Here is a 26,187-nt window from a genome sequence, read left to right as displayed (position 1 = left end):
TGTTGCTTCAGTCGCTGAACTGAGGACCGTTCTCGCCGGTGGTGAAGACCACCGCGATGCCCAATGATCCCAGCGCCACCGCACCGAAGAGAACCCACGCAGCGGCCGGATTGCCCACAAGCGCGAGGATGATGCCGACGACGGCGACGACGACGAGCAGGCCGTCGAAGAGCATCGGGTACTTCAGGAAGCGCTTCTCACCCTTGCGAACGGCGTAGGAGATCTGGGTGGCAGCGCTGAGGAAGAGCAGCACGAGAGCGGTGATGACCAACCAGCGCGGGGCAAGGAAGAATGCCTCGAGAGCGGAAAGGGACACGACCCCGACGACGGCGAGGAACAGCTTGATGATGCCGTCGACGGTGAATCCGGACTTCGTCATGTCTGAATCCTACTCAACAGCGTCTGCAGGGTGGCCAGCGCCCTCCGCAGCACCGGCGCCTCGACGTTCGAATGGGCGATGACGAGTCCGTGGCGGATCTGTTCCCCGCCGGTCCAGCCGCGTGCCAGGGAGGCGACAAGGATCCCGCGATCGGCCAGTTCCCGCAGCAGATTCTCCGCCTCGCTCTGCGAGGTTTCGATGACGAGGGTGCGCCCCTCATGGACCAGCCCGGGGATCGGTCCGGCTGCGGCGACCACATCCTCGGCGGCTTTCAGTCGGCGCCGGCCGCGGGCGATGCGCCGCCGCAGTCCCCCGGAGCCGAGATAGGAGCCGATGGCCATCTGCAGAATCGGAGAGAACGCCGGCCCGAGTGCGGTCCGCATCTGCATCAGACGCGCGGAGGTCTCCCCGTGTGTGATCAGGTAGCCCGTCGACACGGCTGAGGTCAGGAGGGCGGAGAACGTGCCGATGTGAACGACCTGTGCACTGCTGCCCGTCGACGAGGCCAGCTCGTAGAGCGTGGGCAGCACGGTGCGAGTGAATCGCGCTTCGCTGTCATAGTCGTCCTCGACGAGGATGACGTCCTTGCGTGCCGCCCACTCGAGGAGCCTCACCCTGTGGTCGACGGGCATCGGCGTCCCGTGCGGGAACTGGTGATTGGGTGTCACGACGGCTGCCCCCACCCCGGCTGCTCCGGATTCGTCGACGATGTCGAGCGGAACGAGCCGCTGGTCCGTCATCGCCTGCCGCAGACCGGGAAAGCCGGGATTCTCCACGGCGATGGCCCCGTCGAGGCCGCTGCTCAGCAGCAGTCGCAGTCCGTCACGGGAGCCGCTGGTGAGGATGATCTCGTCCGGGTCGACCGCCATTCCACGGGCCAATCGGAGGTAGTCGGCGATGGCCCACCGGGCTCCCGGCTGGCCCAGCGGATCGATCGGCCCGGGGTCGAGATCGAGTGATTCCCGCCAGGCCCGGCGGAAAGCAGGCTCCCGCAGAGGGTCGTCACCGCCGAAGCCGGGACGCAGGTCGACATAGTTGCGCAGGCGCCGCCTCGGCGAGGCGGGGACCTGAGGCCGGGCCCGCAGACCCCGGGCCGTGGCGGGCAGCTCCGGATTGATCCGCGTCGCCGAACGTTCGGCACTGACGAGGAACCCTTCGACGCCGAGCTGCGCATAGGCGGACTCCACGCTGCCGCGGGAGATCCCGAGGTGGACAGCCAGACGGCGGCTCGAGGGCACAGCATCGCCCGGCAGCAGACTCCCTTCGGCGATGAGCCGGCGCAGGCCCTGCGTGAGCTGATCGGGCAGCGGAGTCGGCAGTTGTCTGTCGACCGTGAGAGGCAGCGCGACACCATCTGTCTGAATGTCTCGTCCCCGGCCTGTGGTGGGTTCCATGATCCGATGATAGAGCCGTCACATCGATCTGGCCTAAAATATCGACATATTTCTGGCCCTCCGAATGAGCCACCCTGAGGTCTAGGCTGATGGGGAACGGCCGTTCACCCCGAAGACCAACGATCCCGACCCGACAGATGTCCGAGGCGACTCGGCTCTGTCCGCATGGTCGACCCGGATCGACTCCGACAGTGAATGGACGAACACCCCAATGACCGAGACACAGACCCCGCTCAACACCGGACTGGCACAGATGCTCAAAGGCGGCGTCATCATGGACGTCGTCACCGAGGAGCAGGCCCGCATCGCCGAAGCCGCAGGAGCCTCCGCCGTGATGGCTCTCGAACGCGTTCCCGCAGACATCCGCGCCCAAGGCGGAGTCGCCCGCATGAGCGATCCCGATCTCATCGATTCGATCGTCGGGGCCGTCTCCATTCCGGTCATGGCCAAGGCCCGCATCGGGCACTTCGTCGAAGCTCAGATCCTCGAGACGCTCGGCGTCGATTACATCGACGAATCCGAGGTCCTCTCCCCCGCCGACTACGTCAACCACATCGACAAGTCCGTCTTCCAAGTGCCTTTCGTCTGCGGAGCCACTAACCTCGGCGAGGCCCTGCGCCGCATCACCGAAGGCGCCTCGATGATCCGGTCGAAGGGCGAAGCCGGCACCGGCGACGTCTCCGAGGCGATGCGGCACCTGCGGACCATCAATGCCGAGATCCGTGCGCTGACTGCCAAGAGCGAGGACGAGCTCTATGTCGCCGCCAAGGAGATCGCCGCCCCCTACCACCTCGTCAAACAGGTCGCGAGTCTCGGCCGTCTGCCCGTGGTGACTTTCGTCGCCGGTGGTATCGCGACCCCGGCCGATGCGGCGATGATGATGCAGCTCGGTGCCGACGGAGTGTTCGTCGGCTCCGGAATCTTCAAGTCCGGCAATCCGGAGGCCCGAGCGAAGGCCATCGTCGAGGCCACCACCCACTTCGATGACGCGACGGCCGTGGCCAAGGCCTCAAGAGGCCTCGGTGATGCGATGGTCGGCATCAACGTCGCCGATGTGCCCGCACCCCACCGCCTGGCCGAACGCGGATGGTGAGAGTCGGCGTCCTCGCCCTCCAGGGAGCCTTCCGTGAGCATCTGCTCATGCTCGGTTCCCTGGGGGCCGAAGCCCGCAAGGTCACCCGCCCGCAGCATCTGGATGGCCTCGACGCAATCGTCCTGCCCGGCGGTGAGTCGACAGCTATGGTGCGCATCGCCTCCGGCACCGATCTCTTCGCTCATCTGCGCGAGCGCATCGCACATGGTCTTCCGGTCTTCGGCACCTGCGCCGGGCTCATCCTCCTGGCCGACCGGCTCAGCGATGATTCGCTGGGCGGCTATGAGCGCCTCGGCGGGCTCGATATCACCGTCGCACGCAATGCCTACGGTCGGCAGCGTGAGTCCTTCACCGCAGGTCTGAGCGTCGAAGGCTGCGACAGTTCCTTCGAGGGCACCTTCATCCGGGCTCCGCAGATCATCGATTTCGCGCCCGGCACCGAGGTGCTCGCCCGGCACGAGGACAGGCCCGTGTTCGTACGGCAGGGCAACGTGTGGGGCGCAAGCTTCCATCCTGAGTTGGGCGGGGACCTGCGGATCCACGCCGAATTCCTCCGCAACGTCACGGCGACGGTGACGACACCAGCAGCCGCTGTTCTCCCACGCTCAGGCGAAGCTCGAGGCAGTCTCCGAGGACGTCTCCGTCCAGCTGTGCCGGTGCCGGGGTCTTAAGCCGGGCGGTCACTGCGGTGGTGCTGCGATAGTGCATGAGCGGATGCGCCTCCGGCCGGCTCTGCAGGCATGCGGCGGCGATGCCGGCCCAGGCACGGATGAGCTGTGCTCGGCCGTGCGGGAGCGGGCCGACGATGAGCTCGGAGAACTCGGCGCCGTCGATGCGTGCGGCGGGGAAGACGGAGACGGGCCCGGCTGGACGGGGCACTTTCGAGGCCATGACGGACCACACCGGCTCGCTGGCGGTCCGATCGGTGTCGTCCAGGGTGAAGCCCTGGGCGAAGAGAGCCCTGGCCGCGCCCCAGGCGTACCCGAGCAGCCCCGGTGCGAGGTGATGTCGGGCCACGGCCCGTGCGTCTCCGCCGATTCCGGCCAGGCAGAGGAAGACCGTCTGCTGCCACCTCCCGTCGGCTAGCCGGGCCTCGGCGGTGTTGAGCGGAATGCCGCCGCCGTGCATCCGGACACCGTCGGCCGCGTTCCGGAGAGTGTGCAGGCAGTGCTCGATCGCCTGCCGCGTCGAACTGATGCCCACGTGTCGGCTGAGAACGTTCGCGGTGCCCGTCGGCACCAGGAGCACGAGGATCCCGGCACCTGCGAGGGGCGGTGCGGCGGCTCGGATCGTGCCGTCGCCTCCGAGGATGATCACGACCTTCGCGCCCCAGTCCACCAGCTGTTCGGCCTGCCACCGTCCGCCGCGAGCGGCAGTCGTCGTCATGGTCCGGTAGGCCACGCGACGATCCCGCAGCGCCTCTGTCAGGGTCGAGTAGGCACGGTTCGTGGCCGCGTGCTTGGGGTTGATGATGATCCCGACGTTCGTCGTCGCTCGCAGCTGTTCGGCTCTGTCCTCCACACTCCCCCGCTCTCAGCTGAAAGCCGGATGCGTCGCGGCGGCGGCTTCGACGGCTTCGGCATCGACCGTCTGGCCGGGGAAGACTTCGACGATGACGCGTGGCCCGGTCTTGCGGGGTGAGCGCTTCCACGTGCCGCGGGCCCGACCGCCGGAGATGACAGTGTTCTTGAACATCCCATTGCCACCGGGGACGACGGCTTTCTCGTCGTCGGGGTCGAGTGTGGCGCTGCGGTCCTTGTAGCCGAGGACCATCTCATCGAATCCCGGCAGCAGCAGAGTCTCGGCGGCTTCTGCTTCCCATTCGCTCAGACGATCGTCGAGATCCGGCGCCTGAAAGCACTGGACGTCACCGATCCTCGCGCTCATGATCTCGCCGGCGTCGACGGCGGCGTCCATCGCCTTTCCGATCCCGGTCTTCGGCAGTCCCGTCCACCGTGCCGCGTCCTCGATGGTCACCGGCCCGTGGCTGAGCACGTAGCGTCTCATCCATTCGTGCAGCGCCGCCTCGGCGTCGAGCTGTGTGGGCCGGGGCACCCAGTCGGCGGTGAGGACGTACTTCATATCGTCCTTGCCATCGATCATGGGTGCCTGCACGATGAGGTTGCTCAGCGCCAAGGAGGTGATGAGGTATCGGGCGGGCCCGTACTCCTTGCCAGCACCCAGGGGTGCGAAGGATTCGAGCAGCTCCTCCCGGGTCAGCGGACCACGTTCTCGGATCGCCTCGGCGGCCAGTTCGGCAGCCGATTCGAGCATGGCGTCGGTGATGCCGAAGAACTCGCGCCGCTTCGCCGTGGACTTCATCGTCCGTGGCCCTGTCAGGCCGAGGATCCAACCGAGGTCCTTGGCTGTGGTCAGATGAATCGTGCCGCGCTGAGTCCAGGAGCGCACGATCTCACCGGCGTCGACGGCGGCTCTCACCGCAGTGCTGCCCGCCGACCCACCGACCCTGAGTCGCAGCGCAACCGAGGTCAGCGCCCCACCCAGAGCCTGCGCCTGGAGGCATCCGAGGTGCTCGACGATCGCACCGGCCGCGGACAGCTTCGTCCCGGTCGGCGACTGGGGCGAGGGCCCGACCAGTCCTTGGGAGATCAGTCGGGCCGCGGAGACCTGATGTGTGTCCATGGCTCAAAGATAGTCGACAGGGGTGACACGACGATTGTGAAAATCCGACGTTCGTGGAGGCGTGGGGCCGGCTTGCTCAGCCCATGATGTCGATGAGACCGGGCACAGGCACTCTCGGCAGAGTGCCTGAAGTCGCGAAGCGGCCCCAGATCCGGCGCAGCTCCGGTCCGGCTACGGCGGTGGTCTCGCCGTAGTCGAGGAAGGAGTCATGCCAGATCTCACCAGGGAAGAGCAGCGGCAGGTCTCCCGAATGCGCGGCGTCGAAGAAGCTGCCGTCACCGCGAGAGACGATGAGCAGGCGTGCTCCCTGGCCGCCGGACATGCGGTGCCGGTCGTAGAACTCCTTCCCCGCTCGCGTATAAACGGCCGAGGTGAGTCCGGAGATGAGCGATTCGAGCATGGGCGAGGTCAGGGCCCGCTCGTGGAGGCGACGCAGAGCCGGGACGAAACCCGCGAAGAAGGCGATCTCGCGCTCGGTGCGGGTCATGAGCACATCGTATTTCGGCGCGGCCTCGACCCAGGCGGCGGCCGCCTCCGACCGTGTCGGCAGAGGTCGCCTCCCGTAATGGACGCCGAAGCACATGCCTGCGTGCAGGCCTCCGACGAGGGCGGCTCTGTGGACTTCCTCCTGCGCTGCGAGGATCTCGTCGATGCTCGCCGCGGGGTCGATCTTCTGCGCAACCCTCGCCATCGCCCAGTTCATCGCGTCCGTGCCACCGGCCAGTCCGAAGGGGGCAGAGGCCAAGAGCACACGCTGGAACAGGCCTGCGGTGCCTTCGGCGATCATCAGGTGGGCGCAGGCATCCGCACCGGCGCTCTGACCGGCGATAGTGACGTTGTCCGGATCCCCGCCGAAGGAGGAGATGTTGGTCTGCACCCAGCGCAGCGCCGAGATCTGGTCGAGCACACCGAGGTTCGAATGTTCGGGTCTGCCCGTGCCGAGGTAGCCCAGTACGCCGAGGCGGTAGGTGATCGAAACGACGATGATGCTCTGTTCGGCCGCCAGAGTGTGCGAATCGTAGATCTCCGCGTCCCCGGCACCGGCGACATAGGCACCGCCGTGGATCCACACGAGGACTGGAAGCTTCGCCTCGGGGTCGGTACCCTTCGGCATCGTCACGCTCAGGCGCAGGCAGTCCTCGCTGATGGGCAGACCACCGAGCTGGTCGAAGGTCATTCCTGCGTTCGGGTCGCGACGCAGCTGCGGGCTCGCGGGCCCCGGGCTGCGGCCGTCGATGAATTCCACGGGTGGTTCGTCGACTGGCGGGCGGAACCGCTCGGCGCGGGCATAGCGGATCCCCCGTGCACGGATCACATCGTCGGCCTCATAGGCGCGGACACGTCCGCACGGGGCAAGGATGTCGTGAGTTCCCTGCTCCATCTGGACCGCTTACTTGCTGGGTTCCACCGGAGGCTCGGCCGACCAGGGGAAGACGATCCACTCGTCGGTGCGCTTCCATACGAAGTCGGGGTCGATGATCGACGCGGACTTCGCGTAGATGACCGCGGACTGGGCCTCTGCACCGTGCTTGCGCAGCAGCTCGAGGACGAGCGCCAGGGTGCGACCGGAATCGGCCACGTCGTCGACGACGAGCAGCTTCTTGCCCTTGATCGCATCGATGTCGAGCATCGGAGCCAGCAGGATCGGATCGGGCAGAGTCTCGTGGACGTCGGTGTAGAACTCGACGTTGATCGCATCGGAGAGCTTCAGGCCGAGGGCATAGGCGAGAGCCCCGGCAGGCAGCAGGCCTCCACGGGCGACGGCGATGACGATCTCGGGATCGTAGTCGGAATCCGCGATCGTCTGTGCCAGCTCACGCGCCGACTGACCGAACAGGTCCCAACTGAGAATCTCTTTGTCGTCGAGTTCGGTCGAATCGGCGTGATAAGCCATGGATGCTCCTTCTGTCTGCCCTGTGTTGGCCGGAGCTTCAAGGATACGCTGTCGCAGACTCAGCGCAGAAATGCTCCGAGCCCGGCCATCTCCTGCGCCTGAGAGCCGATGTGCTCCGGCGGGTTCGCATTCACCCAGTACTGTCCCGTGTGCGGATTGCGCTCGAGCAGTCGGTAATCGATCAGTTCGCGTCGCAGCCGTGCGAAGTCCGGGTGGAAATCGGCCAGGACGCGATTGACCTGCTTCTCGCTGTAGATCCGGTCGGCGTCGAAGGCCGCCAGAACCTCGATGAGGAGGACGACGAGAGCTCTGCGTTTGGTCGGGATGGCGATGATCCGTCCTTCTGGCATGAAGGTCGCGAGTGTCTTGGTGCGGAATCGTGCGATGCGCGGGTCGATTCCTGCGTGATCCGTCTCTGACGCTCCTTCGGCTGCGGCGGAACCGAGCAGAGCTGCCCGCGCAGAAGTGAAGTTCTCACCTGTCGCCGTCATCCGCGACCGCACGAGTCTCTTGAAATCCTTGTCCTTGGTCATGGTGCCTCTTCCTCAGACGACCAAGTCTCCCCCAGCACGAAACCTGGTCAGGAATACACCGTGCCGGTTTCGTCCGAGGATTCTCTCCCCTTCGCCATGCGGTCGATGTGCTGGGACCACGACCTCGGCTGGGCGTTGGATGCGCCGGAGATAAGTATAGACCCAGTCGGTCTCAGTTCTCGAGCGCTTCGAGGTACATCCATCGTCCTGCGCGACGGACGAATGCCGACTTCTCCTCGAGCACCTGCTCGCCGAGGTGGTCCCTGCAGTATGCGCGGAAGTGCACTGTGCCGGTCGAGTCCTCCACTCCCCCGTCCGTGGTCGCGAGGATGGTCAGTCCGAGCCACTCGATCCCAGGGTCCGCTCCGGGGTCAGCGGGACGGGTTCTGGGGTGCCAGGTGCGGAAGAGGTGATCGTCATCCCCGCGGACGAAGGCGGTGTACCGTGACCGCATGAGCGCCTCGGCAGTCGTCGGCCACACCTCACCGTCGAGTGCGGGGCGGCAGCAGCGGTCGTAATCGGTGCCCGGAGGCATTCCGGAACAGGGACAGATCATGGACAGATGATAACCGGAGATGATCGATCGGCGATTGCGTGCCAGTATGGAGCCATGAGCTCAGTGTTCTTATCCGGAGATCCGAAGGCCGATGCGCTGCTGGCCGAAGACCGTTTCGCCCTGTTGATCGGGATGCTTCTCGACCAGCAGGTGACCATGGAGAGCGCATTCGCAGGCCCTGCCAAGCTGGCCGAACGATTGGGCCGTCTCGATGTCGATGAGATCGCCGAGATGAACCCCGATGACTTCCTCGACGCTTTCGCCGCCAGTCCAGCCGTCCACCGTTTCCCGAAGTCGATGGCGACGCGCGTGCAGAAGCTTGCCGCGGCCATCGTCGATGATTACGACGGTGAGGCCGAAGCGATCTGGACCCGCGACGATCCCAGTGGCACCGAGGTACTCAAGCGCTTGAAGAAGCTGCCCGGGTTCGGCGATCAGAAGGCGAAGATCTTCCTCGCTCTGCTGGGCAAGCAGTTCGGTCTCACTGCCGAGGGATGGCAGGAGGCAGCCGGTGACTACGGGGCGGAGGACGCCAGGCGCTCGATCGCCGATGTGGTCGATGAAGGCACTCTGCAGGAAGTTCGGGCATTCAAGAAGCAGCAGAAGGCCGCAGCGAAAGCAGCCAAGGCAGCGAAGAAGTAGGAGCTCCACTTCCACGCGAGTTATCCACGGATTCGACTTCGCCTGTTCTAAAAAGCACTCCTGTCGAATAATGTAGGGATTCCGGGTGTCGGCCGCGGGCCGCACCGCAGTTGCAGACCACAGAGGCGTGGAATGAGAACTGGATCGTCCCGACCGTTATGTCGACCGACCTTGGCTTTCGTTGCCATTTTTACAGTGGTGGCTCTTGTGGGCTTGGCTGGGTGCGCTGACAGCTCCCCTGTGGCCGCCCCGACGTCGACACTTCCGCAGCCGCAGCCCAGCGGCCACCCTACCGATGCCGCCACCGATGTCGACATCCCCGAATACGAGACCGACCTCGATCTCACGCCTGAAGAAGAGGAAGCCGTCGACGGCGCACTCGTGGCATTTGTCGGCTACTTTCGAACTGTCAACGAAGCGTACTCTGGTGAGTTCGCGTCAGCTAAGAAGTTTCCAGACTTTGCAAGTGGCGATGCGTTGGATTCTATAAATGGAGATGTCGAAGTTATCAAAAATGGCTCCTATGAATTCTCCGGCACCGTTACTCCTAAAAAGATCAAGATTGACCAAGTTGTTGCCGATGACGGAGCTGCTGTTCCCAACAACGTGACCCTCCAGTTCTGTTTTGACCTTTCTCAATGGTCGTTACTTCCGCAGGACGAGTCACCTGAACCCTCCGAATCTGACCTCATCACTATGGAACATATAATTCATAAAAGCTCCGATGGGTGGAGGGTCAACGAGCAGACTCTTAGAGAACGAAAATGCTGAAGTCGGCAGCCTCCTTTTCCGCGTTCCTCATGATTTGCTTGACGCTCGTCCTTTCCAATCCCGCACCTGCGTCTGCTTCACCCACATGTGACATGCGGAACATCAACAACTGCTCAGCGGATATCCCAGGTGGTGGCGGAGGTTCCGGGGGCGGAGGCGGCGGCAGCGGCGGCGGGTCCGGAGGAGGCGGCGGCACCGGCGGTGGAGGCGGCGGTTCCGGCGGAGGCGGGAGCGGTGGCGGCGGAGGAGCCGAACTGCCCGAATGCAGCCTCGAAGAAGTCGGCCATCTCTGCGTCAGCGACCCCGGCCCAGGCGGCGGAGGCGGTGGAGGCGGAGGCGCCCCGGCCCGACCTGCCCCACCGACCCGGATCCCGGAATCGCAATTCCAGAGCTTCGACATCCCCGCACCGACGATCTATGCGTGGCCGAAGGACTGGGCCGTCGTCGGCAAGCCCGCGGCTTTCTGGACCAACAGCGAAGTCAGCTACATCGACATGACTCTGCTGACCTATGCAGTCACGGTCAAGGTCACGCCCGTACGTTTTCACTGGGATTTCGGCGATGATGCCGGTAAGACGACCTCGGTGAAAGGCGAAAAACCGCTTCCCGGCGACAGGCCGCAGATCGGACACGAATACCAGAAGTCCGGTGCCGTTTCGGTGTCGATGACTGCAACGTTCAGCGGCGAGTTCTCCGTCGACGGCGGCCCGTGGCTGCCCATCGACGGTTTCGCGCATGTGGCGAGCAACGAGATCGACATCGATGTCTATCGGTATCACCGATATCTCGTCGACGAGGACTGCTATGCGAATCCTCGCGGCCCTGACTGTGCCTGAGCACCTGACTTGCTTCACTTTGGTCGATTTCGAGTGAGTTTTCGTCATCGATCCTGGTGACAGGGTTGCGAAGTGGGGATTTGGGACACTAATCGGGTCCGTAGAATGAGGGGTATGAGCCTGCGACTGAGGAAAGTCCCGACCGCGTCCGGGGCAACCGCGGTCCAGATCGTGACGAAACGCCACGGCAAACTCACCGTCATCGAGCACCTCGGCTCTGCCCACACCCCGGCCCAACTCGCGGCCCTCGAAGAAGCCGGCCGCGAGAAGATCAACGAGTCCACTGGACAGCTGTCCCTCGACCTCGACACGGGCAACAGCGTCTCAACAGTGTCGCGTCGGCGTGCGAAAGGGTCGGCATCACGATTGCTCATCGACACGATCCGTACTGCTTATGACCGGCTCGGTTTCACTATCGTCGATGACGAGGCGTTCTTCCAACTCGTCCTCGCCAGGCTCGTCGAACCGACATCGAAGTCCGACAGTATCCGTGTCCTTGACGAACTTGGTGTCGATGCCAAGCACCGCAGCACTTTCACCCGATGTCTGCAACGAATCAATGCCGATGCGTACCGAGAAATCATCGCCGGTCAGTGCTTCGACTACTCCGTGGCGACGACTGGGATCTCCCTGATCCTCTATGACGTGACCACCTTGTACTTCGAAGCAGAAAAGGAAGATGGACTCCGCAAGGTCGGCTACTCGAAAGAACGCCGCGTCGATCCACAGATCGTTGTTGGCCTGTTGGTCGACCGGACCGGATTTCCGTTAGAGATCGGGTGCTTCGAAGGCAACAAAGCCGAGACCTACACAATGATCCCCATCGTCAAGGACTTCCAAGACCGCCACGGCGTCACAGACATGGTCATCGTCGCTGACGCCGGAATGCTCTCAGCCGCGAACCTCACAGAACTTGATGATGCCCGGCTGCGGTTCATCGTCGGATCAAGGCAGACGAAGGCACCGAATGATCTGGCGACGTTCTTCACGTGGAATGGCACCAACACTGACGATGGACAGCTCGTCGATACGCTGACACCAAGGGCAACAGTCGCGTTGAACAAGAACCGGACGCTGACTCGCGCCGAGCCAGTGTGGTCACCGATCGAGCATCCGAAGGCATGGCGGGCGGTGTGGCAGTACCGACGCAAACGAGCCGTGAGGGATCGTGAGACGCTGAATCTGCAGCGTAATCGGGCGATGCGGATCATCGATGGGGATTCGAAGCCGAAGGCAGCACGGTTTGTCAAGACCAAGGGGTCGACGAAGGTCTTCGACGAGTCCAGCTACGACAAAGCAGTGGGCCTTGCCGGCTGGAAAGGCTACGTCACCAACATCGAAGCCACGACGATGACAGCCCGCGAAGTCGTGGGTTCTTATCATGATCTATGGCATGTCGAGCAGTCTTTTCGGATGTCGAAGACCGATCTGAGGGCCCGTCCGATCTTTCATCGCACACGTGAGGCGATCGAGGCGCACTTGACGGTCGTGTTCACGGCATTAGCGGTCGCGCGGTTCATGCAGGAGGCGACGGGGCTGTCGTTGAAGAAGATCATCACCACGCTGAGGCCATTACGCGAGTTCGTGGGCGAGATCGACGGGCACGAACTCGTGTTCCCTCCTGATATCCCGCCGCAGGCCGCCGAGCTCGTCAGCCACGTCGAAAACTACAGGCCCGGGTTGGGGACACTAAAGTGAAGCAACTCAGGAGGCGACGGGGCTGTCGTTGAAGAAGATCATCACCACGCTGAGGCCATTACGCGAGTTCGTGGGCGAGATCGACGGGCACGAACTCGTGTTCCCTCCTGATATCCCGCCGCAGGCCGCCGAGCTCGTCAGCCACGTCGAAAACTACAGGCCCGGGTTGGGGACACTAAAGTGAAGCAACTCAGGTGAAACCCCGATTGTCACCTCTCCTTGCATCAGTCCCGATGTGTTCACGATGTCATCAGACATGGTGTCTCCGATGTCATGAGATCGTGTGTCCACGATGCCCTGAGACAGGACACCCCGCGCTCCTGCTACCGGTTCGATGCACAAGTGCTACCGAATGCGACTTCCCTACACCGGCAGCGCTGAAAGCCGTACGGCTGTACATGTCAAAACGAAAACAACCGTCAGATTGTCGAACTCAGCACCGAGCAGGACATAGAAACATCAAGAGAAACCTGTCGCAATGGCAGCTTACAAAATAACTCTCTAATAACGAATTTCAATCACTAATCGACTCAGCGAGCTCCATCACGCTACCGGGAGCAACAGATACGCCTAGACGCGCAAAAGAATCATGCTCACGCCAAACAGGAAGGTCGAAAGCACGAACCTTAAGTCCCGTCGCTAAAGCTTCTGCAACAGAAAATCCAAACGATTCCAACAACGAAGTGGAGACAAGGCATCCACCCATATCACGAGCTGAACGAAATAAATTGGCCAACGTCGCTGGGCTCAAATCGGCAAACACGGAGACCCGTTCGGAAACTCCGAGCGCTGCCGCCTCCGAAACGAACTCAATTAGCCTATTTGGGTCGTTCTCAAGCGAGACCACAAAGTAAGCCCGGTAATTTTCCGGCAACATCGCCAACGTGCGGAGAAGATAACCATATCCTTTCCCTTTATCGAACCGACCTACCCAAACAATGGGAACTTCATGCCCCTCAGTTTCAACGCGTGCACGATGCGATAAAAAATCTGACGGGCCAGTAACGGAAAATACGCTAGAGTCAATGACGTTAGGAACGACTCGCAACCGCTGGTAAACTCGCTTTGGACTGATCCGCTGTAATCGAGACGCCATATATTCGCTAGGCACCCGGTACTCGTCAATTCGGTTCAAGTCCAATTTCGCCAACTCCGCGCTGACGACGTTCATATCACTTGAATGAAATTCATAGGCCAAAAATAGATCTGGCAGATTGCCGAGAATCGAGGCCCCACTAGGATGGGAAAGCACAGACGCCGACCCAATCGAAAAACGCGTAGACGTATACTTCAAATACGAGGCTTGACGGTCTGGCCTCACCACACGAGGCGTGATGTTATTGAACCCGCTATAGGCGCCCCGACCCTTCATATCGCGGTCAAATACTGCATGAAAATCGGTATCCGAAGATGCAGCAGCACGGCCACGGAGTACCGCAGACACGCCTCCTTTAGAATAGTTCGGGTACATAAACAGCTCGCGGTTCATTATTCTCCTCTAAAGAACAGCTCGGAGGTCTGGCGCGCGCGGGCGGCCCACGAGCACTCTTCTAGAAACTGGTTCATATTCGCAAGTTCTTTAGGTCCGACGGACTCCGACGCCACTCTGTCCAAGGAAACCAGAAATTCGTCTATATTTCGATAAACGTAAGTCGAGACATACTCATGCACGCTTCCCATAGGCGCGGAAATGCAAGGTAAACCCCATGCAAAGTATTCATAAATCTTATTGGGATCCACAGAACGGGTGAGAGGCGATTCAATAAATGGAATTAAACCTGCACGCCAGTTAGCAACGATGGATCGAAGCTCCTCATGAGTCTTCGGACCCAAGTATCTAACATTTTCTGGAAATTCAACGCCCGTAGGTATACCGTGACCAACCACCTCAAACACATAACGAGGACGAGCTGTAGCGGCGGTGATTAATAGGTCCCAATCAAACCAAGCATCAGTCAGGTGTCCGACGTACCCAAACACATGAGACTGCGCTCTGTGTTCCGAAGCCATCATTGTTCTCAATTCCGCACAGTCCCCTATTAAATCCGCCGACACCCCGTTCGGAGTAACCGTCACATCAACTTCATTGGAAGTCAATGACTTCAATTTATTTGCCAGCGAATGGCTTACCGCCGTGACCGTGTTTGCGGACTCTACTACTCGACGCTCCAGTTGAACGTTATACCACTTGGAATAACCTACGCGGTTGAATTCTTCCATATCGTCGCGGCATTCATAGACCGTATTCCACCCGAGCGCGTTGAAAACGTCGATAGCAGCCACTGAATCAGCATCAGGAAACGACGAGCAAACATATGTATTCATCGCTCCTTGCCTGTTCTCTACCAACCAATCCCTAATCCGCCCTACCATCTCTCGTCCAACCTGTAGCACGCCTGGAATTGGACGCATCGACTGGTCCTGGATACTAGAGAACGGAAGGAAGATGACGTTTATGCCCAACTTGGCCCAGGCCAACGTAAGGTTGTTCGGCCTCAACGACAAGGTTTCATGACCAACGGGAGGAGCGGTGGTGTCTATAACCAACAACCTGTCAGTGGATTCCAGCCCTGTTAAGAACTGATCGATCTCAGAGTCGCTACTTTTGGAGAAGTACAAATCCGCGTTGTTCAATATAGTTGGAGTTGAACTTCCCCAGTCAAGACCCTTCAATGCGACCTCGGTTGCACCGTCAGGGATCGTCAAATCGAACTGTATCATTTTGGACGAGTAAGGTTCGGAGTCGAATAGAACAATCGGGCCGTGGTCTTTATGCTGCGCCATATCTGCAACAGGCATAATTTCTTCGCTACCGTTAAAATAGCTGACGGCGATGGGTACCCGTCCAGCTGTGGTACCACCCCTGATAGGCAATCGGACGCTAACCGTTCCTGTGCGATCCGGCAGTTGCTCTTCCTGCATATACTGATCCGCAGGAAGTTCAATTGGAATACCCGAATCCGTGGTTGGGATCCGACCCGGTAGTGAATTCCAAACAGTGATGCTTCCGACTACCTGAGTACGAACATCACGTTTCCACCGATGGCCTACCAGCTCGACCTCGACTACATTACTGGGCACCCGAACTGCGAACTTAGTAATCGAGGGCTGGTTCTCCTCCTCGACTTCAATGTAGTGATACTCACCGACACGACCCGATACAAACCCCCACCCGGGGATACTCTGCCGCGTACCATCGCGGCCAAGGGCACGAATTTCTAATAGAGCAGAGTTCGAAGTTGTCGGAGCGGATGTACGGGTCTGAATCGCAAACCACACCCGTTCACCTGGCACAACAGAATACCGCTCACGAATCTCCTCGATTTCAGTACAGGCCTGTTCGATCACAGGAAAATAGTCTGCAGCGAACTTCCTGTTGATTGCTGCCTTACGAAGGGACCTTGATATTCTTCCTGAGAAGTTGTCTGACATTATCAAACCCTCTTTACCCTAAACGATTATCTCTATTGGATGTACCATTGTGTATATTTCCTCGCCCATCAGGAACCGGGCGGGGGTGGGAGAGGCCCCGTACGCTTTCCGTTTATTATTTCCACGTCTCGGCAGTACCTTCTAGACGGGTTTTAGCGCGGGTCCACATGCGACCGAGTCGTTCAGCCTCAGATTGGCTCATCAGTTTCCGATTTTGATAGTAAAATGTCCCCGGTAGCAGCGTAATTTCGCCGAGATATATGCCACCCTGCGCATCATACATGTCCACTCGGCAGAAGGCGCTAGGCACGGAAGTTGAGACACGCTTTGCGACCCTGAGGATGTTCTGCCAGTTTTCCGGAGTCACGGCTTCCTCAATGGACTCCAACTTTTCCATTCCTCTTGCCACACCATATCTATTATGAACATCGTGAAATGGGAGGAAGTCCCCATCAAAATACATAGCCCGAGCCGGAGCAGTTAAATGATGTTCTTTAAGGATCATGCCAATCTCGCCTTGAAAGGTGTAGGCTCGAATATCCGGGGGAGGAAAGGCACCTTCGTGGTCTCGGAGCAGCTCCTCTGCTATGTATTCGCCCTTTCTCTCATCGTCGAGAAAACGAAGGGAGATTGAACGAGCCTGTTCAATCAGCAAGTCTCTTGTCAGCTGATCGCCGGACATGAGATCAATAAATCTATCTTCGGTTCTACGAAGAATGTTAACGCCAATTGATGTAGACGCGAAAAGAGGCTTGAGGACAAACTCATCCGGCAAGTCGGAACTCAACACATCCTCTATGTTCGCTACAGCGTATCGTTTCGGAGTTTTTACTCCTATAAGATTTGCGAGCTGAGTGACTTCGCTCTTCCGACCCAACCGGTGCGGAACATAGTTTTCGCCACCGGCAAGCCTTAGCTTCATATGCTCAAAGTAATTCACGTCATAACCTTATCACGTCAGCAGTGAAGTGTGATATGTATCGGTAGGAAGATGTGTTCCATTCATAGTCCGGCCATTCTCGGCTGAGTGCCGTGGCTGTAGGCTTCTTTGGAGCAGATATGCAATGAGTTCTCCGAGCTTTATTGGGCTGTCGAAAGATCTGCCAGTATGCTTGTTACAATTGAGCGGTAGTCGGCGTCCCGATAGTGAAACGGCTGAGGACCCCACTTATGCCTAGAATTTATACGAACTTCCTGGCTTGATCGCGTAATGGTTTTTTCAACCCTAGAACAGGCGTATTTGCGATACCGTCTGTATAGGTAGTTCGCCTCCATAGCTCGTTCTGAAAATTCCTCAGCGAGCGTCGGTTTTATGTTGGAGAACCGGTCCCAGGCCTTCTTTATCCCGTACCCAGAGGAGAGTTGCCTAGAAGCGTCTCGTATGCCTCGCTGCATTTGCCGCCAACGGCGGCCAAGTCGGTTGACGATACCGCCTTTCGGGTGAGGAGCCTCGTCGATTGCTCTAGCCCATTCGATATCTAACAGGACGGTCCGCCCCAAAAGATTGGTATAGTGCAACTGATCAATAAGTAACGAGAAGCCTTTTTTCCACGCTTCGAAGTGTTGGTCTGTCCCGAATTCCACAAGTTTTGCACCATGCTCACTAGCCCTGGCGGCCACACCAGAGGATTCTATCTCTACCGAATTGGTTATGGTCGTTCCGTCGGGATACTCCCAATACCCTCGTCGCTCGTCCACCAGGTCGATAATCACGAGGTCCAGCGGCCTGTCATTATTCGCAATTCGGTGGAAGCCGGTCCCATCCAGGTCGCTCTGCACCATCCGCCTCTGAAACGCTGATTCCAGTCCGCTCAGATCAATTCCGGTTCGGCCGTGAGGGGATATCAAGCTAGTGACCGATTGTCGTGCGACGTAAGTCAGAACCTGAGCACCCGGCATGAACTCGCAGGTGTCTCTGCTGACGCACGAACCAAAGATTGCAATGTTCATCAAGACGAGTCTCCTGTTGACTGCGCATCATCATATTCTGATCTCTGCTGTCTATAGGCCGCATGTTGTTTTTGTCGCTCCGCGTACCGCTCGTCGGTGCCTACACGAGATCGCGAGGCTATTCTTCGGTTGGTTAGATCACCGCCAGTTGCTACCGACGAAGCGCGATCTTCCGGGTCAGCGGCTCTGAGGATCACTCTCCTGTCCCCTGTCCTAAGTCGACGAGGTGTAGCATCATTTAAACGCGGAACGTCCGATATTGCTTTTGACGCCGGTTTAGGAAGAGGAGGAAATTCCGCCTTCGGCAAAGGCCGTTCAAGGTCTCTGGGCCAAACGCGTGGCTCTACACTGGTCGCAAGTAGTGAGCCACCTTCTTCAGGATTTGCCAGATCGTCTCTTTTCTTTAAATGTCTTGCTCGCTCCGATGCCTTCTTCCGTTTCTTCAGTCGCGCCGCATGACGAGGAATCGGATGCTTGATGAGTTCGGGTTCGAGGATATTGATTTCCTCTTTGATCGCATTGCTGACAACGTCGGCGAGAAGTTTATCCGCGATGTCCTCCTTCCCCTTGGCCACATTCCACGCCCACCACCGGTATTTCTCCGCGACAGCGTCGGCCGGACCGTTCATGAGGATCTCGCCCTTGTGCATCCACACAGCACGCGTGCACAATTCTTGGATGACCTTCGCTGCATGATTGACCAGCAGGACTGTTCCCGCCTCGTCAAGAAGTTCGTCCATAGCTCGTTCACTGCGTTCAGCAAATGTTGCGTCGCCAGTGGATAGCGCCTCATCGATGAGCAATATTTTCGGGCGGGCTGACAGCGCGATCGCGAACCGCAGGCGGGCGCCCATTCCTGATGAATAGGTGCCCATCGGACGATGAATCGCGTCCCCTAGTGCCGAGAGTTCGACGACACGGTCATAGGCTTCGTCTGCCTCTTCGGGCGACAACCCCATGGCCAGACAGCCTAGCCGTACATTCTCACTGCCAGAGAGCGAGGGTTGCAGTGCTGCACTAACTCCAAGTAGCAACGGCTGGTAACGAACAAGGATGCGCCCGCGATCTGGTTGTTCGACACCCGCGACGTTACGAAGAAACGTCGACTTCCCCGAGCCATTGGCTCCGACGATACCGACCATTTCTCCTTCTCGCGCAACGAAATTCACGCCACGCAACGCACGAACTGTGGTCTGTCCCTGTCGGCCAACTAATAAGTCGGAAACTCGGCGCAAACCTTTCGTTCTCTGGGTGGGGTCATTCGTATCGACGGTGTAGCGGACCTGAACATTGTCTGCGACGATATTGGGAGCATGTGATTCAAAGTCGGCCATAGCTTTCCTCCCCTCGCCAGAAAAATATGAATCCGACGATGAGCAGACCAAAAGCCCATGCGACGCCCACGACCCACAACCACGTCGGGGAGTCGACACCGTAGAGCAGCGAATCCCTGGTCAATGTCAGGAACGCATGCATCGGATTGAACTGCATTATCGTTAACAGAATAGGACGACCGGACAGCATCTCATCGATTGAAAAAAATACTCCGGAACCGTAGAGCCAGAAGCGGCTAATAATTGACATGAAGTTCGTCAGGTCGGGGATTTTGTGACCGATTCGAGCGAGAAAGCAGGCAAGGCCAACATTGAATACGGTCTGCAGAATGATGACCGGAATGATGAGCACTACTCTCCAGGTGATCACCTCGGCAGGCGGGATAACCGCAATGAGTATCGCCATGACGGCAACGCTCGGAATGAAGTCGAGAAGGTTCCGCAGCACCGTTGAGACCGGTAAGGCGGCACGCGGAAATTGGAATCCCCGGATCATTGATGCACCAGCTCGTATCGCCCCAGTCCCGCCGGTCATCGACTTGCCCGTGTATTGGAAGAAGAAGACGCCAATAACGAGATAGCCAATAAAGTTCTCAATTCCACGCGAGGAACCGAGGATAAATCCAAAGATGAACCAGAACGCGAGCACGGAGAGCAACGGGTTGAGAAATAGCCATCCGTATCCGAGTAGGTTCTTCCTCGTCGAACCGCTCATCTTGGCCCGGGATTCGGCGAGGATGAAGTGCCGCCGGTTCCACAGGGCCCCAAGATAGCTGCGGAGACTGGTTCTTCGACCGACGGGGACAAGTCCCTCGCTCGAGACAGAGGGAATCGAACTCAGGCCGAGCGGGTTCGTCGCCTCGTTCGAGCTCTTTGTCTCACTCACTTCGCACCCGCTCCCGTGAGCTGGGAATAGACCTGGCCGTATCGTCGAGCGATGTCCTTCCACCTCCGTGTCCCGAGCACATGTTCACGTCCATTCTGTCCGAATCTCTTCCTTGCGCCCTCGTCGAAGGCCAGCTCCGACAGCCTATCGGCCAATTCTCTCGGATTTCCGGGCCGCACGCACACACCTGCCGACCCCGGAACCAGCTCCCGCAGCGCTGGCAGATCGGAGATGACGACCGGCCGCGCCAACCCCATCGCTTCGATGGGTTTGATCGGCGTGACCAGACGACACACGGGCTCATCTTTCCGAGGGACAACGATAGCGTCGAGCGCGAGCTGATATTCAATCGCCTCGACCTGCGACACCCGTCCGGTGAAAACCGCTTTGTCACCAAGTGCGGAGGCTCGTTCTCGCAGCTCCGGCAGGGCGACACCGTCTCCGGCAATGAGAAGTCGTAGGTCAATGCCGTTGTCCCGGGCGATGATGACGGCGTCGACCAGGTCATCGAGACCTTCGTAGCCGACGATCGAGGCCGCAGTTCCGACCCAGATGCCTTCCTCGGGCAGGCCGAGACTGTTCCTCACCTCGGCCGGGGCGCGTTCGACGTCGGCGTTGACGACGGCTTCGGAAACCGAGTTCGGAATGAGGGTGATCGTCTCTTCCGGCACTCCGCCGGCGATGAGGTGATCGCGCATCGTCTCGCCCAGCGTGATGACGGCGTCGGCGGCTTGGGCGACTTCGATCTCCTTGGCGCGCATGAGCTTGAAGCGCTGACTGTCTCGTCGCGCGGTGCGCTCGGCTGGGCTGCCACCTGCGGCCGCCCACGTCTCCTCGAGGACACCACGGACTTCGTACACCCAGGGCAGGCCCGCCGCGTTCGCTGCCGCCCCCGTGGCCAGACCATTCACGTAATGCGTGGTCGTATGGAGGATCTGAGCGCCGCGGTCCTGTGCCTGAGCGGCGATCCAGCTCGCCTGATCACTGAGTCGTCCTGTGGGTGTGGGCCGCGGACGCAGCGGCACCTGTCGCAGGTAGTCGACACCGTCGACGGTCTCGACCGGGCCCGAGCTCACCCGTCCGATCGTGACCGGATAGGAGGGGCGGGTCGCCGCGGCCACTCGGTGTCCGGCCTTCTGCAGGGTCGTGAGGATGGCATGCGAACGGTAGGCATAACCCGAACGCGTGTGGGGCAGCGAATTCGTCAGCACATGCAGGGCCGCCGGCTGCTGAGCCGTCTCCGCTCGATTGCCGGCCGGACGGGCTGTGATGTGGCTCGAAACTTCGGGCCACCAGCCGGGCTGCAGGCACAGGCGCTCCTCGATCAGTCGTGTTCGTCGGGCGCCGTCGGGCAGCACGTCAATGGCTTCGTCGATGCGTCCTTTGGTCCACTGAATGCGCGAGTTCAACGCCGTGGCCTCCGGCACGGCTTCCGCGATGGCTTCGGCCTCGTCGAGGAGTCCGAGGTTGAGGGCAATTTCGCCGAGCAGCCGCGACGGTGTCCGCGAACCGGTGACGAGTCTCTTCGCTTTCGTCTCCTCACCGAGCAGCCAAGCAGAAGCGGCCTGACTGGCGTCACCGGGCATTCGGCCGAGTGCGCGCCCGACGAGCCGCGAAGCCGGGCTGGGCAGGCGACGGGCCAGCTGCATGCTGAAGAAGACGCGGTCGTCGGTGACATGACCTGCGGTTGTGGCAACGGCATTGGTGATCTGGCGGGCGAGGAAGAGCAGATTCACGCGATCACCTGCCTGAGAATGCGTTCGTAACCGTGTCCCATCGCCGCCGCCGAGGCGTGCCGGATCACCCATTCGCGCGGTTCCTGACCGGCCGGCGGGTTCGTGCCGAAGTCCTCCCCGGCCTCGACGCGTTCGCGCATCCTCGTCATCGCCGCGGCCACGGAGTCCGTGTCCCCAGGAATCGCGATCTCGCCGGCGGCAGTGCCGGTGATGATGTCCGCTGCCTCGCCGGCGACGACGCCGAGGACGGGGATCCGACGAGCCATGAGCGAATAGAGCTTCGAAGGCACCGTGTATTCATAGGACTCGAGCGGACTGAGGCTGACGAGCCCGGCATCGGCCCACTCCCAGTGCGCGGCAAGCTCTGCCCCTGCGTGCTGGGCGTAGAACTCGACGGGGACGTGGTACGTGGCCGCGACTGCCTTGAGCTCGGCCGTGTCGACGCCGCCGCCGACGATGCGCAGACGCACACCCTCGGTGCGGGCCAGGGCACGAATCGAGGTACTCAGGTCCTGAGACCGGCCGACAGTGCCGACATAGAGCAGGTTGAGGCCGCTACCAGCAGCCGCGGAACTGCGTTTCGCAGTGTCGGCTGCGGTTTCGGTCTCCTCTGCCGGTGCGATCAGAGGGATCGCTCCCGTAGCCGTCAGACCGGAAGCACCCTCGAGCTCTGCGGGAGAGACGCCGCTGCGCACCACCTCGGCGGTGACTCCGCGCTGCTCCAGCCGGTGTTTGAAACCATCGGTGGTCACGACGACGACCGCGGCTCGGCGCTGGGCACGGGTGAGCAGACCGGGCAGGAGACGATGTTCGAGGGACTTCGTCAGCGTGCCCGGCAGATACTTTCCGAGGGCACCCGTGACCAGGTTCATCTCCGAGATGAGATCCGGCCAGGCGTCGCGCACCTCCGCGACGTGCGGCACGCGCAGGAGACGCGACAGAGTGTCTCCTGCGAGCAGGAACGGCAGGGCCGGAGTCGTCGAGACGATGACGTCCGGTCTCATCTTGCCACGCAGCCGATCGATCACGGCCGACATGGCTCCGGTAGCGGACACCGTCTGGTCGAGCAGCTGCCGGGCCATGGATGAGCCGCTGTGCAGGTAGGGCACGCGCAGGATCCGCTCCCCGTCGACTCCGGTGTCCCACGTGCCGCCGAGCCGTACGTCGACACGGCGACGGCCCCACCCGACCCGGGACCCGAAGAAACCGGCCCGATCGGAATACGGATAGTGGGGGTGCGGAGCGACCGTGATGACGTCATGACCGACGGCACGGAGGTGATCGACGAGGATTCGCCAGCGACGCTGCGGGGCACCGACCTCGGGATAGTAGTAATGGCTGAGCAGGACGATCCTCATACCGGCACCGCCTCCTGTTCCGTGCGTCGCTTCAGCCACAGCGGGAGAAGCACATAGAGGGCGATGAGGACGATCCAGAACACATGGGCAGGATAAGTCGTCGCGGTGTTGCCGCTCAGCAGCGTCGGAACGGCCAAGATGCAGGCCAGCACACTCAGTGCGGCGTGGAAGAGGGACACCGAGCTGTGCGGCCAACCGGCCTGCTGGATGCGCTGATAGATGTGCTCCCGATGCGGCAGGAAGATGTTCTCACCGCGGAACAGACGCAGAACCAGGGTGAGGCCGACATCGAAGAAGACGAAGATCATCGGGGCGACGATGACGACGATCGGCACTCCCTGGACGAAGAGCCACACGGCCAGGGCGAAGACCGCCGCGCCGATGCCGTAGCTGCCGGTGTCGCCGAGGAAGGCCTTGGCCCGGCCGAGGTTGAAGGGCAGGAACCCGACGGCAGCACCGGCCAGCGCCAGAGCCAGGAGCGCCACGTCCTTCTCTCCGATCCATGCGCCCACGAAGGCGAACCAGCCGCCGGTGACGATGGCCCATTCGGTGACATAGCCGTTGAGTCCGTCGACGAAATTCACCGCATTGACGGTGGCGACCCCGATGACCGCGAAGGCCAGCACGTGGGCGATCCCCTGCGTGGAGAACATCGCAATGGTCGCGCTGAACAGCAGCGCCAGTACGACCTGTCCGAACAGCCGTCCGGAAGGCCTCAGCGAGTCGAGATCGTCGCTCATCCCGATCGCCGAATAGCACCAGGTGAGCACCAGGAAACCAATGGGCAGCAGGATGCTGCCGAGCCCGAAGACCCCATGCTCGGCGATGTTCCAGACCATCGCCAGGACGGTGGCGACGGTGATGCCGCAACCGATGGCGATGCCTCCGCCGCGAACGGTCGACTGCGAATGTGAGGACCGATGCGAAGGGACATCGACGACCCCGGCCCGGCGCAGCAGAGGGAAGGCGAGGAGGGCGCTGAACGCCGTGACCACAGCGGCCACGACGAGGATCACCAGCGACTGCAGGTCCATCAGCGGCAGGCTCCGGTGTCCTGTGGTCCGAATTCGCCTCCGGTCGGCTCCGCGGTCGCCGGGGCCTCGGCGACGGCAGCGGCCGCCCCGATCTCGGGGTTCTGATCGAAGCCCAGGATGCTTGTCAGCCGCGCTTCGAGCGCTTCGCGATGGGTGAAGACCTGCGGATCCCGGGATGCGGCCACGAGCGTCTTGAGCGCCTCGAGGTCGATCGGGGTGATCGGAACCTGGGTGATCAGCGGATGATTGGGGCGATCGTCGACTTCGCCCGGCGACAGAAGCGCTTCGCTGAGCTTCTCCCCCGGACGCAGTCCCGTGTAGACGATCCGCGCGTCGGTCCGACCGGACAGGGCGATGACGCGTTTGGCCAGGTCGTCGATCCTGATCGGCTCGCCCATGTCGAGGACCAGCGTCTCGCCCGGCCCTCCGATGGCGGCCGCCTGCAGGACGAGCTCGCAGGCTTCATCGGCGGTCATGAAGTACCGGGTGACCTCCGGGTCGGTCACGGTCACAGGGTCGCCCGCGGCCACCTGAGCCACGAAGGTCTCGAGCACCGAACCTCGGGAGCCGAGCACATTGCCGAACCGCACCGACATGTACCGGCGCCCGGTCTCTTCCGCCACGGAGGCGATCGCCCGTTCGATCGAGAACTTCGTGCGACCGAGCACGGACGTCGCCCCGGCCGCCTTGTCCGTGGAGATGTGGACGAAGGATTCGACGTCATGGGTCACAGCGGCTTCGAGCAGATCGAGGCTGGCACCGACATTGGTGCGCACGGCCTGTTCCGGGAAGCGTTCGAGGAAGGTCAGGTGCTTGAGCGCTGCGGCATGGAAGATGATGTCGGGTTTGACCTCGGCGACGAGGGAATCAATGAATGCGGGGTCGCGGAGATCACCGAGGACGAGGTCGTCGCTGGTCAGCAGCGCCGAGCCTTCGAGCCCGAGCTCGGTGGCGTGCAGACCGGACTCGTCCCGGTCGGTCATGACGAGGCGGGCCGGGTCGAAGCGGAAGACCTGACGGCACAGCTGCGAGCCGATCGAGCCGCCGGCCCCGGTGACGAGGACGACCTTGCCCGTGATCGCCGAGGCGATGTCGTCGATATTCGTCGAGATCGGCTGGCGACCGATGAGATCTTCGAGGCTGACATCGCGGAAGCCGCGGTGGCGCAGATCGGCGACATCGTGCGAATCGGGTTCGGGCCGCGTGTAATCGGAGTCCGAGAGGTTCGGCATGATCTTGATCTCGACCGGCCGCGATTCGAGGTTGGAAGCGATCCGAGAGAGCTCTTCGGGCTGCAGGTCCGCGATGGCGATGATGACGACACCGGCACCGGTGCGGTCGACTTGAGCCGCAATATCGCTGATCGGCCCGAGCACCCGGGTGCCGTTGTATCGCAGGTGCCGTTTGGCCGGATCGTCGTCGAGGATGCCGACGGCGACGAACTCGTTGCGCGTGTCCTGCGCGATCATGTCGAGAGCGAGCGTTCCCTGATTTCCCGCGCCGACGACGAGGGTCGGCCGCGACGACCCCGAGGTCGTGAGTCTGCGCTGTCGCAGGTTGCGCCGCACCCAGTTCTCGAGGCTCTTGACCACGATCATCAGGGCGCCTGCGGCGATGGGAACACTGGTGGGGATGAGCAGTCGTTTGGCAAAGGCGAATTCGGCCACCCACATGAGGCCGACGCCCAACGCGACGGTGCCGACGATGGCGGCGAACTGATCGGTCGATCCGCGACGATAGCGTCCGCGATAGATCGCCAGTGGACCGCCGATGAGGAAGACGACCAGAGCGATCGCCGAGCAGACGAGCATGCCTGGAGCGTTGACGAAATAGGTGTGGAAGTCGTACCGCACGAGGGTCATCGCCATGACGAGGAACGCGAAGACGAGACCATCGATGAGGGACAGCGCCATGGCTCTGCCGTTCCGCCTCATTGGGGTCCGTGAGGGAATGGGCCCAGAATTGCTTCCCACTGTCCTCATTTCATTCGACTCATATGCTCGGCGGGAGGTCATTCA

At 61.1% G+C, this 26,187-nt stretch carries 24 protein-coding genes and 1 pseudogene; 7 read left to right on the top strand and 18 right to left on the bottom strand.

What is annotated here, in order from left to right; genetic code table 11:
- Positions 1-7: 7 nt before the first annotated feature.
- Complete coding sequence (locus tag IIE29_RS09585; RefSeq protein WP_209325027.1) at positions 8-379, bottom strand: hypothetical protein; 372 nt, start codon at positions 377-379, stop codon at positions 8-10.
- The gene (locus IIE29_RS09580; protein ID WP_209325026.1) at positions 376-1,773 is read right to left on the bottom strand and encodes an aminotransferase-like domain-containing protein; all 1,398 of its coding nucleotides are present in this window, start codon (positions 1,771-1,773) and stop codon (positions 376-378) included. Before IIE29_RS09580 ends, IIE29_RS09585 begins: the two co-directional genes overlap by 4 nt.
- Positions 1,774-1,984: 211 nt before the next feature.
- On the opposite strand from IIE29_RS09580, the gene pdxS reads away from it, so the two are divergent.
- Both pdxS and pdxT read left to right on the top strand, forming a co-directional pair.
- The gene (gene pdxS, locus IIE29_RS09575; RefSeq protein WP_209325025.1) at positions 1,985-2,866 is read left to right on the top strand and encodes a pyridoxal 5'-phosphate synthase lyase subunit PdxS; all 882 of its coding nucleotides are present in this window, start codon (positions 1,985-1,987) and stop codon (positions 2,864-2,866) included.
- The gene (gene pdxT / locus IIE29_RS09570) at positions 2,860-3,537 is read left to right on the top strand and encodes a pyridoxal 5'-phosphate synthase glutaminase subunit PdxT (RefSeq protein ID WP_209325024.1); all 678 of its coding nucleotides are present in this window, start codon (positions 2,860-2,862) and stop codon (positions 3,535-3,537) included. Before pdxS ends, pdxT begins: the two co-directional genes overlap by 7 nt.
- On the opposite strand, the gene IIE29_RS09565 is transcribed toward pdxT, so the two are convergent.
- The 6 genes from IIE29_RS09565 to IIE29_RS09540 all read right to left on the bottom strand — a co-directional run bounded on the left by IIE29_RS09565 (position 3,428) and on the right by IIE29_RS09540 (position 8,492).
- Positions 3,428-4,387: a diacylglycerol/lipid kinase family protein gene (locus tag IIE29_RS09565; RefSeq protein ID WP_209325023.1), complete on the bottom strand. Its 960-nt coding sequence runs from the start codon at positions 4,385-4,387 to the stop codon at positions 3,428-3,430. The genes pdxT and IIE29_RS09565 overlap by 110 nt on opposite strands.
- Positions 4,388-4,399: 12 nt before the next feature.
- A complete protein-coding gene (locus IIE29_RS09560; protein WP_209325022.1) occupies positions 4,400-5,509 on the bottom strand; it encodes a winged helix DNA-binding domain-containing protein in 1,110 nt (369 codons plus the stop codon).
- A 76-nt stretch (positions 5,510-5,585) separates the two neighbouring features.
- The gene (locus IIE29_RS09555) at positions 5,586-6,890 is read right to left on the bottom strand and encodes a carboxylesterase family protein (RefSeq protein WP_209325021.1); all 1,305 of its coding nucleotides are present in this window, start codon (positions 6,888-6,890) and stop codon (positions 5,586-5,588) included.
- A gap of 9 nt (positions 6,891-6,899) precedes the next feature.
- Positions 6,900-7,403, bottom strand: a complete 504-nt coding sequence (locus IIE29_RS09550) for a phosphoribosyltransferase (RefSeq protein WP_209325020.1) — start codon at positions 7,401-7,403, stop codon at positions 6,900-6,902.
- 59 nt (positions 7,404-7,462) lie between these two features.
- Positions 7,463-7,936 carry a DUF2087 domain-containing protein gene (locus IIE29_RS09545; protein WP_209325019.1) on the bottom strand — a complete coding sequence of 158 codons (474 nt, stop codon included), beginning with the start codon at positions 7,934-7,936 and terminating at the stop codon, positions 7,463-7,465.
- Between the two features lie 172 nt (positions 7,937-8,108).
- Entirely contained in the window at positions 8,109-8,492 is a 384-nt protein-coding gene (locus IIE29_RS09540; RefSeq protein WP_246475862.1) for a YchJ family protein, read from the bottom strand.
- 54 nt (positions 8,493-8,546) lie between these two features.
- Between IIE29_RS09540 and IIE29_RS09535 the strand changes: the two genes are divergently transcribed.
- From IIE29_RS09535 to IIE29_RS09515, 5 genes and pseudogenes are all read left to right on the top strand, one after another.
- Positions 8,547-9,134 (top strand): HhH-GPD-type base excision DNA repair protein, encoded by a 588-nt coding sequence (locus IIE29_RS09535; protein WP_209325018.1) that lies wholly within the window; start codon positions 8,547-8,549, stop codon positions 9,132-9,134.
- 240 nt (positions 9,135-9,374) lie between these two features.
- The gene (locus IIE29_RS09530; RefSeq protein ID WP_209325017.1) at positions 9,375-9,905 is read left to right on the top strand and encodes a hypothetical protein; all 531 of its coding nucleotides are present in this window, start codon (positions 9,375-9,377) and stop codon (positions 9,903-9,905) included.
- Between the two features lie 92 nt (positions 9,906-9,997).
- Entirely contained in the window at positions 9,998-10,741 is a 744-nt protein-coding gene (locus IIE29_RS09525; RefSeq protein WP_209325210.1) for a hypothetical protein, read from the top strand.
- A 114-nt stretch (positions 10,742-10,855) separates the two neighbouring features.
- Positions 10,856-12,439 carry an IS1634 family transposase gene (locus IIE29_RS09520; protein ID WP_209325016.1) on the top strand — a complete coding sequence of 528 codons (1,584 nt, stop codon included), beginning with the start codon at positions 10,856-10,858 and terminating at the stop codon, positions 12,437-12,439.
- Positions 12,435-12,623: pseudogene (locus IIE29_RS09515) on the top strand (IS1634 family transposase); the annotation flags it as partial. The gene IIE29_RS09520 and the pseudogene IIE29_RS09515, both read left to right, overlap by 5 nt.
- A gap of 330 nt (positions 12,624-12,953) precedes the next feature.
- Here IIE29_RS09515 and IIE29_RS09510 read toward each other — a convergent pair.
- From IIE29_RS09510 to IIE29_RS09465, 10 genes are all read right to left on the bottom strand, one after another.
- Complete coding sequence (locus IIE29_RS09510) at positions 12,954-13,928, bottom strand: glycosyltransferase family 4 protein (protein ID WP_209325014.1); 975 nt, start codon at positions 13,926-13,928, stop codon at positions 12,954-12,956.
- Positions 13,928-15,871 carry a glycosyltransferase family protein gene (locus tag IIE29_RS09505; protein ID WP_209325013.1) on the bottom strand — a complete coding sequence of 648 codons (1,944 nt, stop codon included), beginning with the start codon at positions 15,869-15,871 and terminating at the stop codon, positions 13,928-13,930. The genes IIE29_RS09510 and IIE29_RS09505 overlap by 1 nt, the downstream gene beginning before the upstream one ends.
- A 115-nt stretch (positions 15,872-15,986) precedes the next feature.
- A complete protein-coding gene (locus IIE29_RS09500; protein WP_209325012.1) occupies positions 15,987-16,811 on the bottom strand; it encodes an ATP-grasp fold amidoligase family protein in 825 nt (274 codons plus the stop codon).
- 140 nt (positions 16,812-16,951) lie between these two features.
- A complete protein-coding gene (locus tag IIE29_RS09495; protein ID WP_209325011.1) occupies positions 16,952-17,821 on the bottom strand; it encodes a DUF6270 domain-containing protein in 870 nt (289 codons plus the stop codon).
- Positions 17,821-19,155 carry an ABC transporter ATP-binding protein gene (locus IIE29_RS09490; protein ID WP_209325010.1) on the bottom strand — a complete coding sequence of 445 codons (1,335 nt, stop codon included), beginning with the start codon at positions 19,153-19,155 and terminating at the stop codon, positions 17,821-17,823. Before IIE29_RS09490 ends, IIE29_RS09495 begins: the two co-directional genes overlap by 1 nt.
- Positions 19,142-20,041, bottom strand: coding sequence for an ABC transporter permease (locus tag IIE29_RS09485; protein WP_209325009.1), 900 nt, complete (start codon positions 20,039-20,041; stop codon positions 19,142-19,144). Before IIE29_RS09485 ends, IIE29_RS09490 begins: the two co-directional genes overlap by 14 nt.
- Positions 20,038-21,777: a glycosyltransferase family 4 protein gene (locus IIE29_RS09480; RefSeq protein ID WP_209325008.1), complete on the bottom strand. Its 1,740-nt coding sequence runs from the start codon at positions 21,775-21,777 to the stop codon at positions 20,038-20,040. Before IIE29_RS09480 ends, IIE29_RS09485 begins: the two co-directional genes overlap by 4 nt.
- Positions 21,774-23,135, bottom strand: coding sequence for a glycosyltransferase family 4 protein (locus IIE29_RS09475; RefSeq protein WP_209325007.1), 1,362 nt, complete (start codon positions 23,133-23,135; stop codon positions 21,774-21,776). The genes IIE29_RS09480 and IIE29_RS09475 overlap by 4 nt, the downstream gene beginning before the upstream one ends.
- A complete protein-coding gene (locus IIE29_RS09470) occupies positions 23,132-24,169 on the bottom strand; it encodes an MraY family glycosyltransferase (protein WP_209325006.1) in 1,038 nt (345 codons plus the stop codon). The genes IIE29_RS09475 and IIE29_RS09470 overlap by 4 nt, the downstream gene beginning before the upstream one ends.
- On the bottom strand, positions 24,169-26,103 hold the full coding sequence (locus IIE29_RS09465) for a nucleoside-diphosphate sugar epimerase/dehydratase (RefSeq protein ID WP_209325005.1): 1,935 nt from the start codon (positions 26,101-26,103) through the stop codon (positions 24,169-24,171). The genes IIE29_RS09470 and IIE29_RS09465 overlap by 1 nt, the downstream gene beginning before the upstream one ends.
- Positions 26,104-26,187: the final 84 nt, after the last annotated feature.

The organism is Brevibacterium renqingii (assembly GCF_017808095.1).
Lineage (GTDB): Bacteria > Actinomycetota > Actinomycetes > Actinomycetales > Brevibacteriaceae > Brevibacterium > Brevibacterium renqingii.
This window is presented reverse-complemented; position numbering and strand designations above follow the sequence as displayed.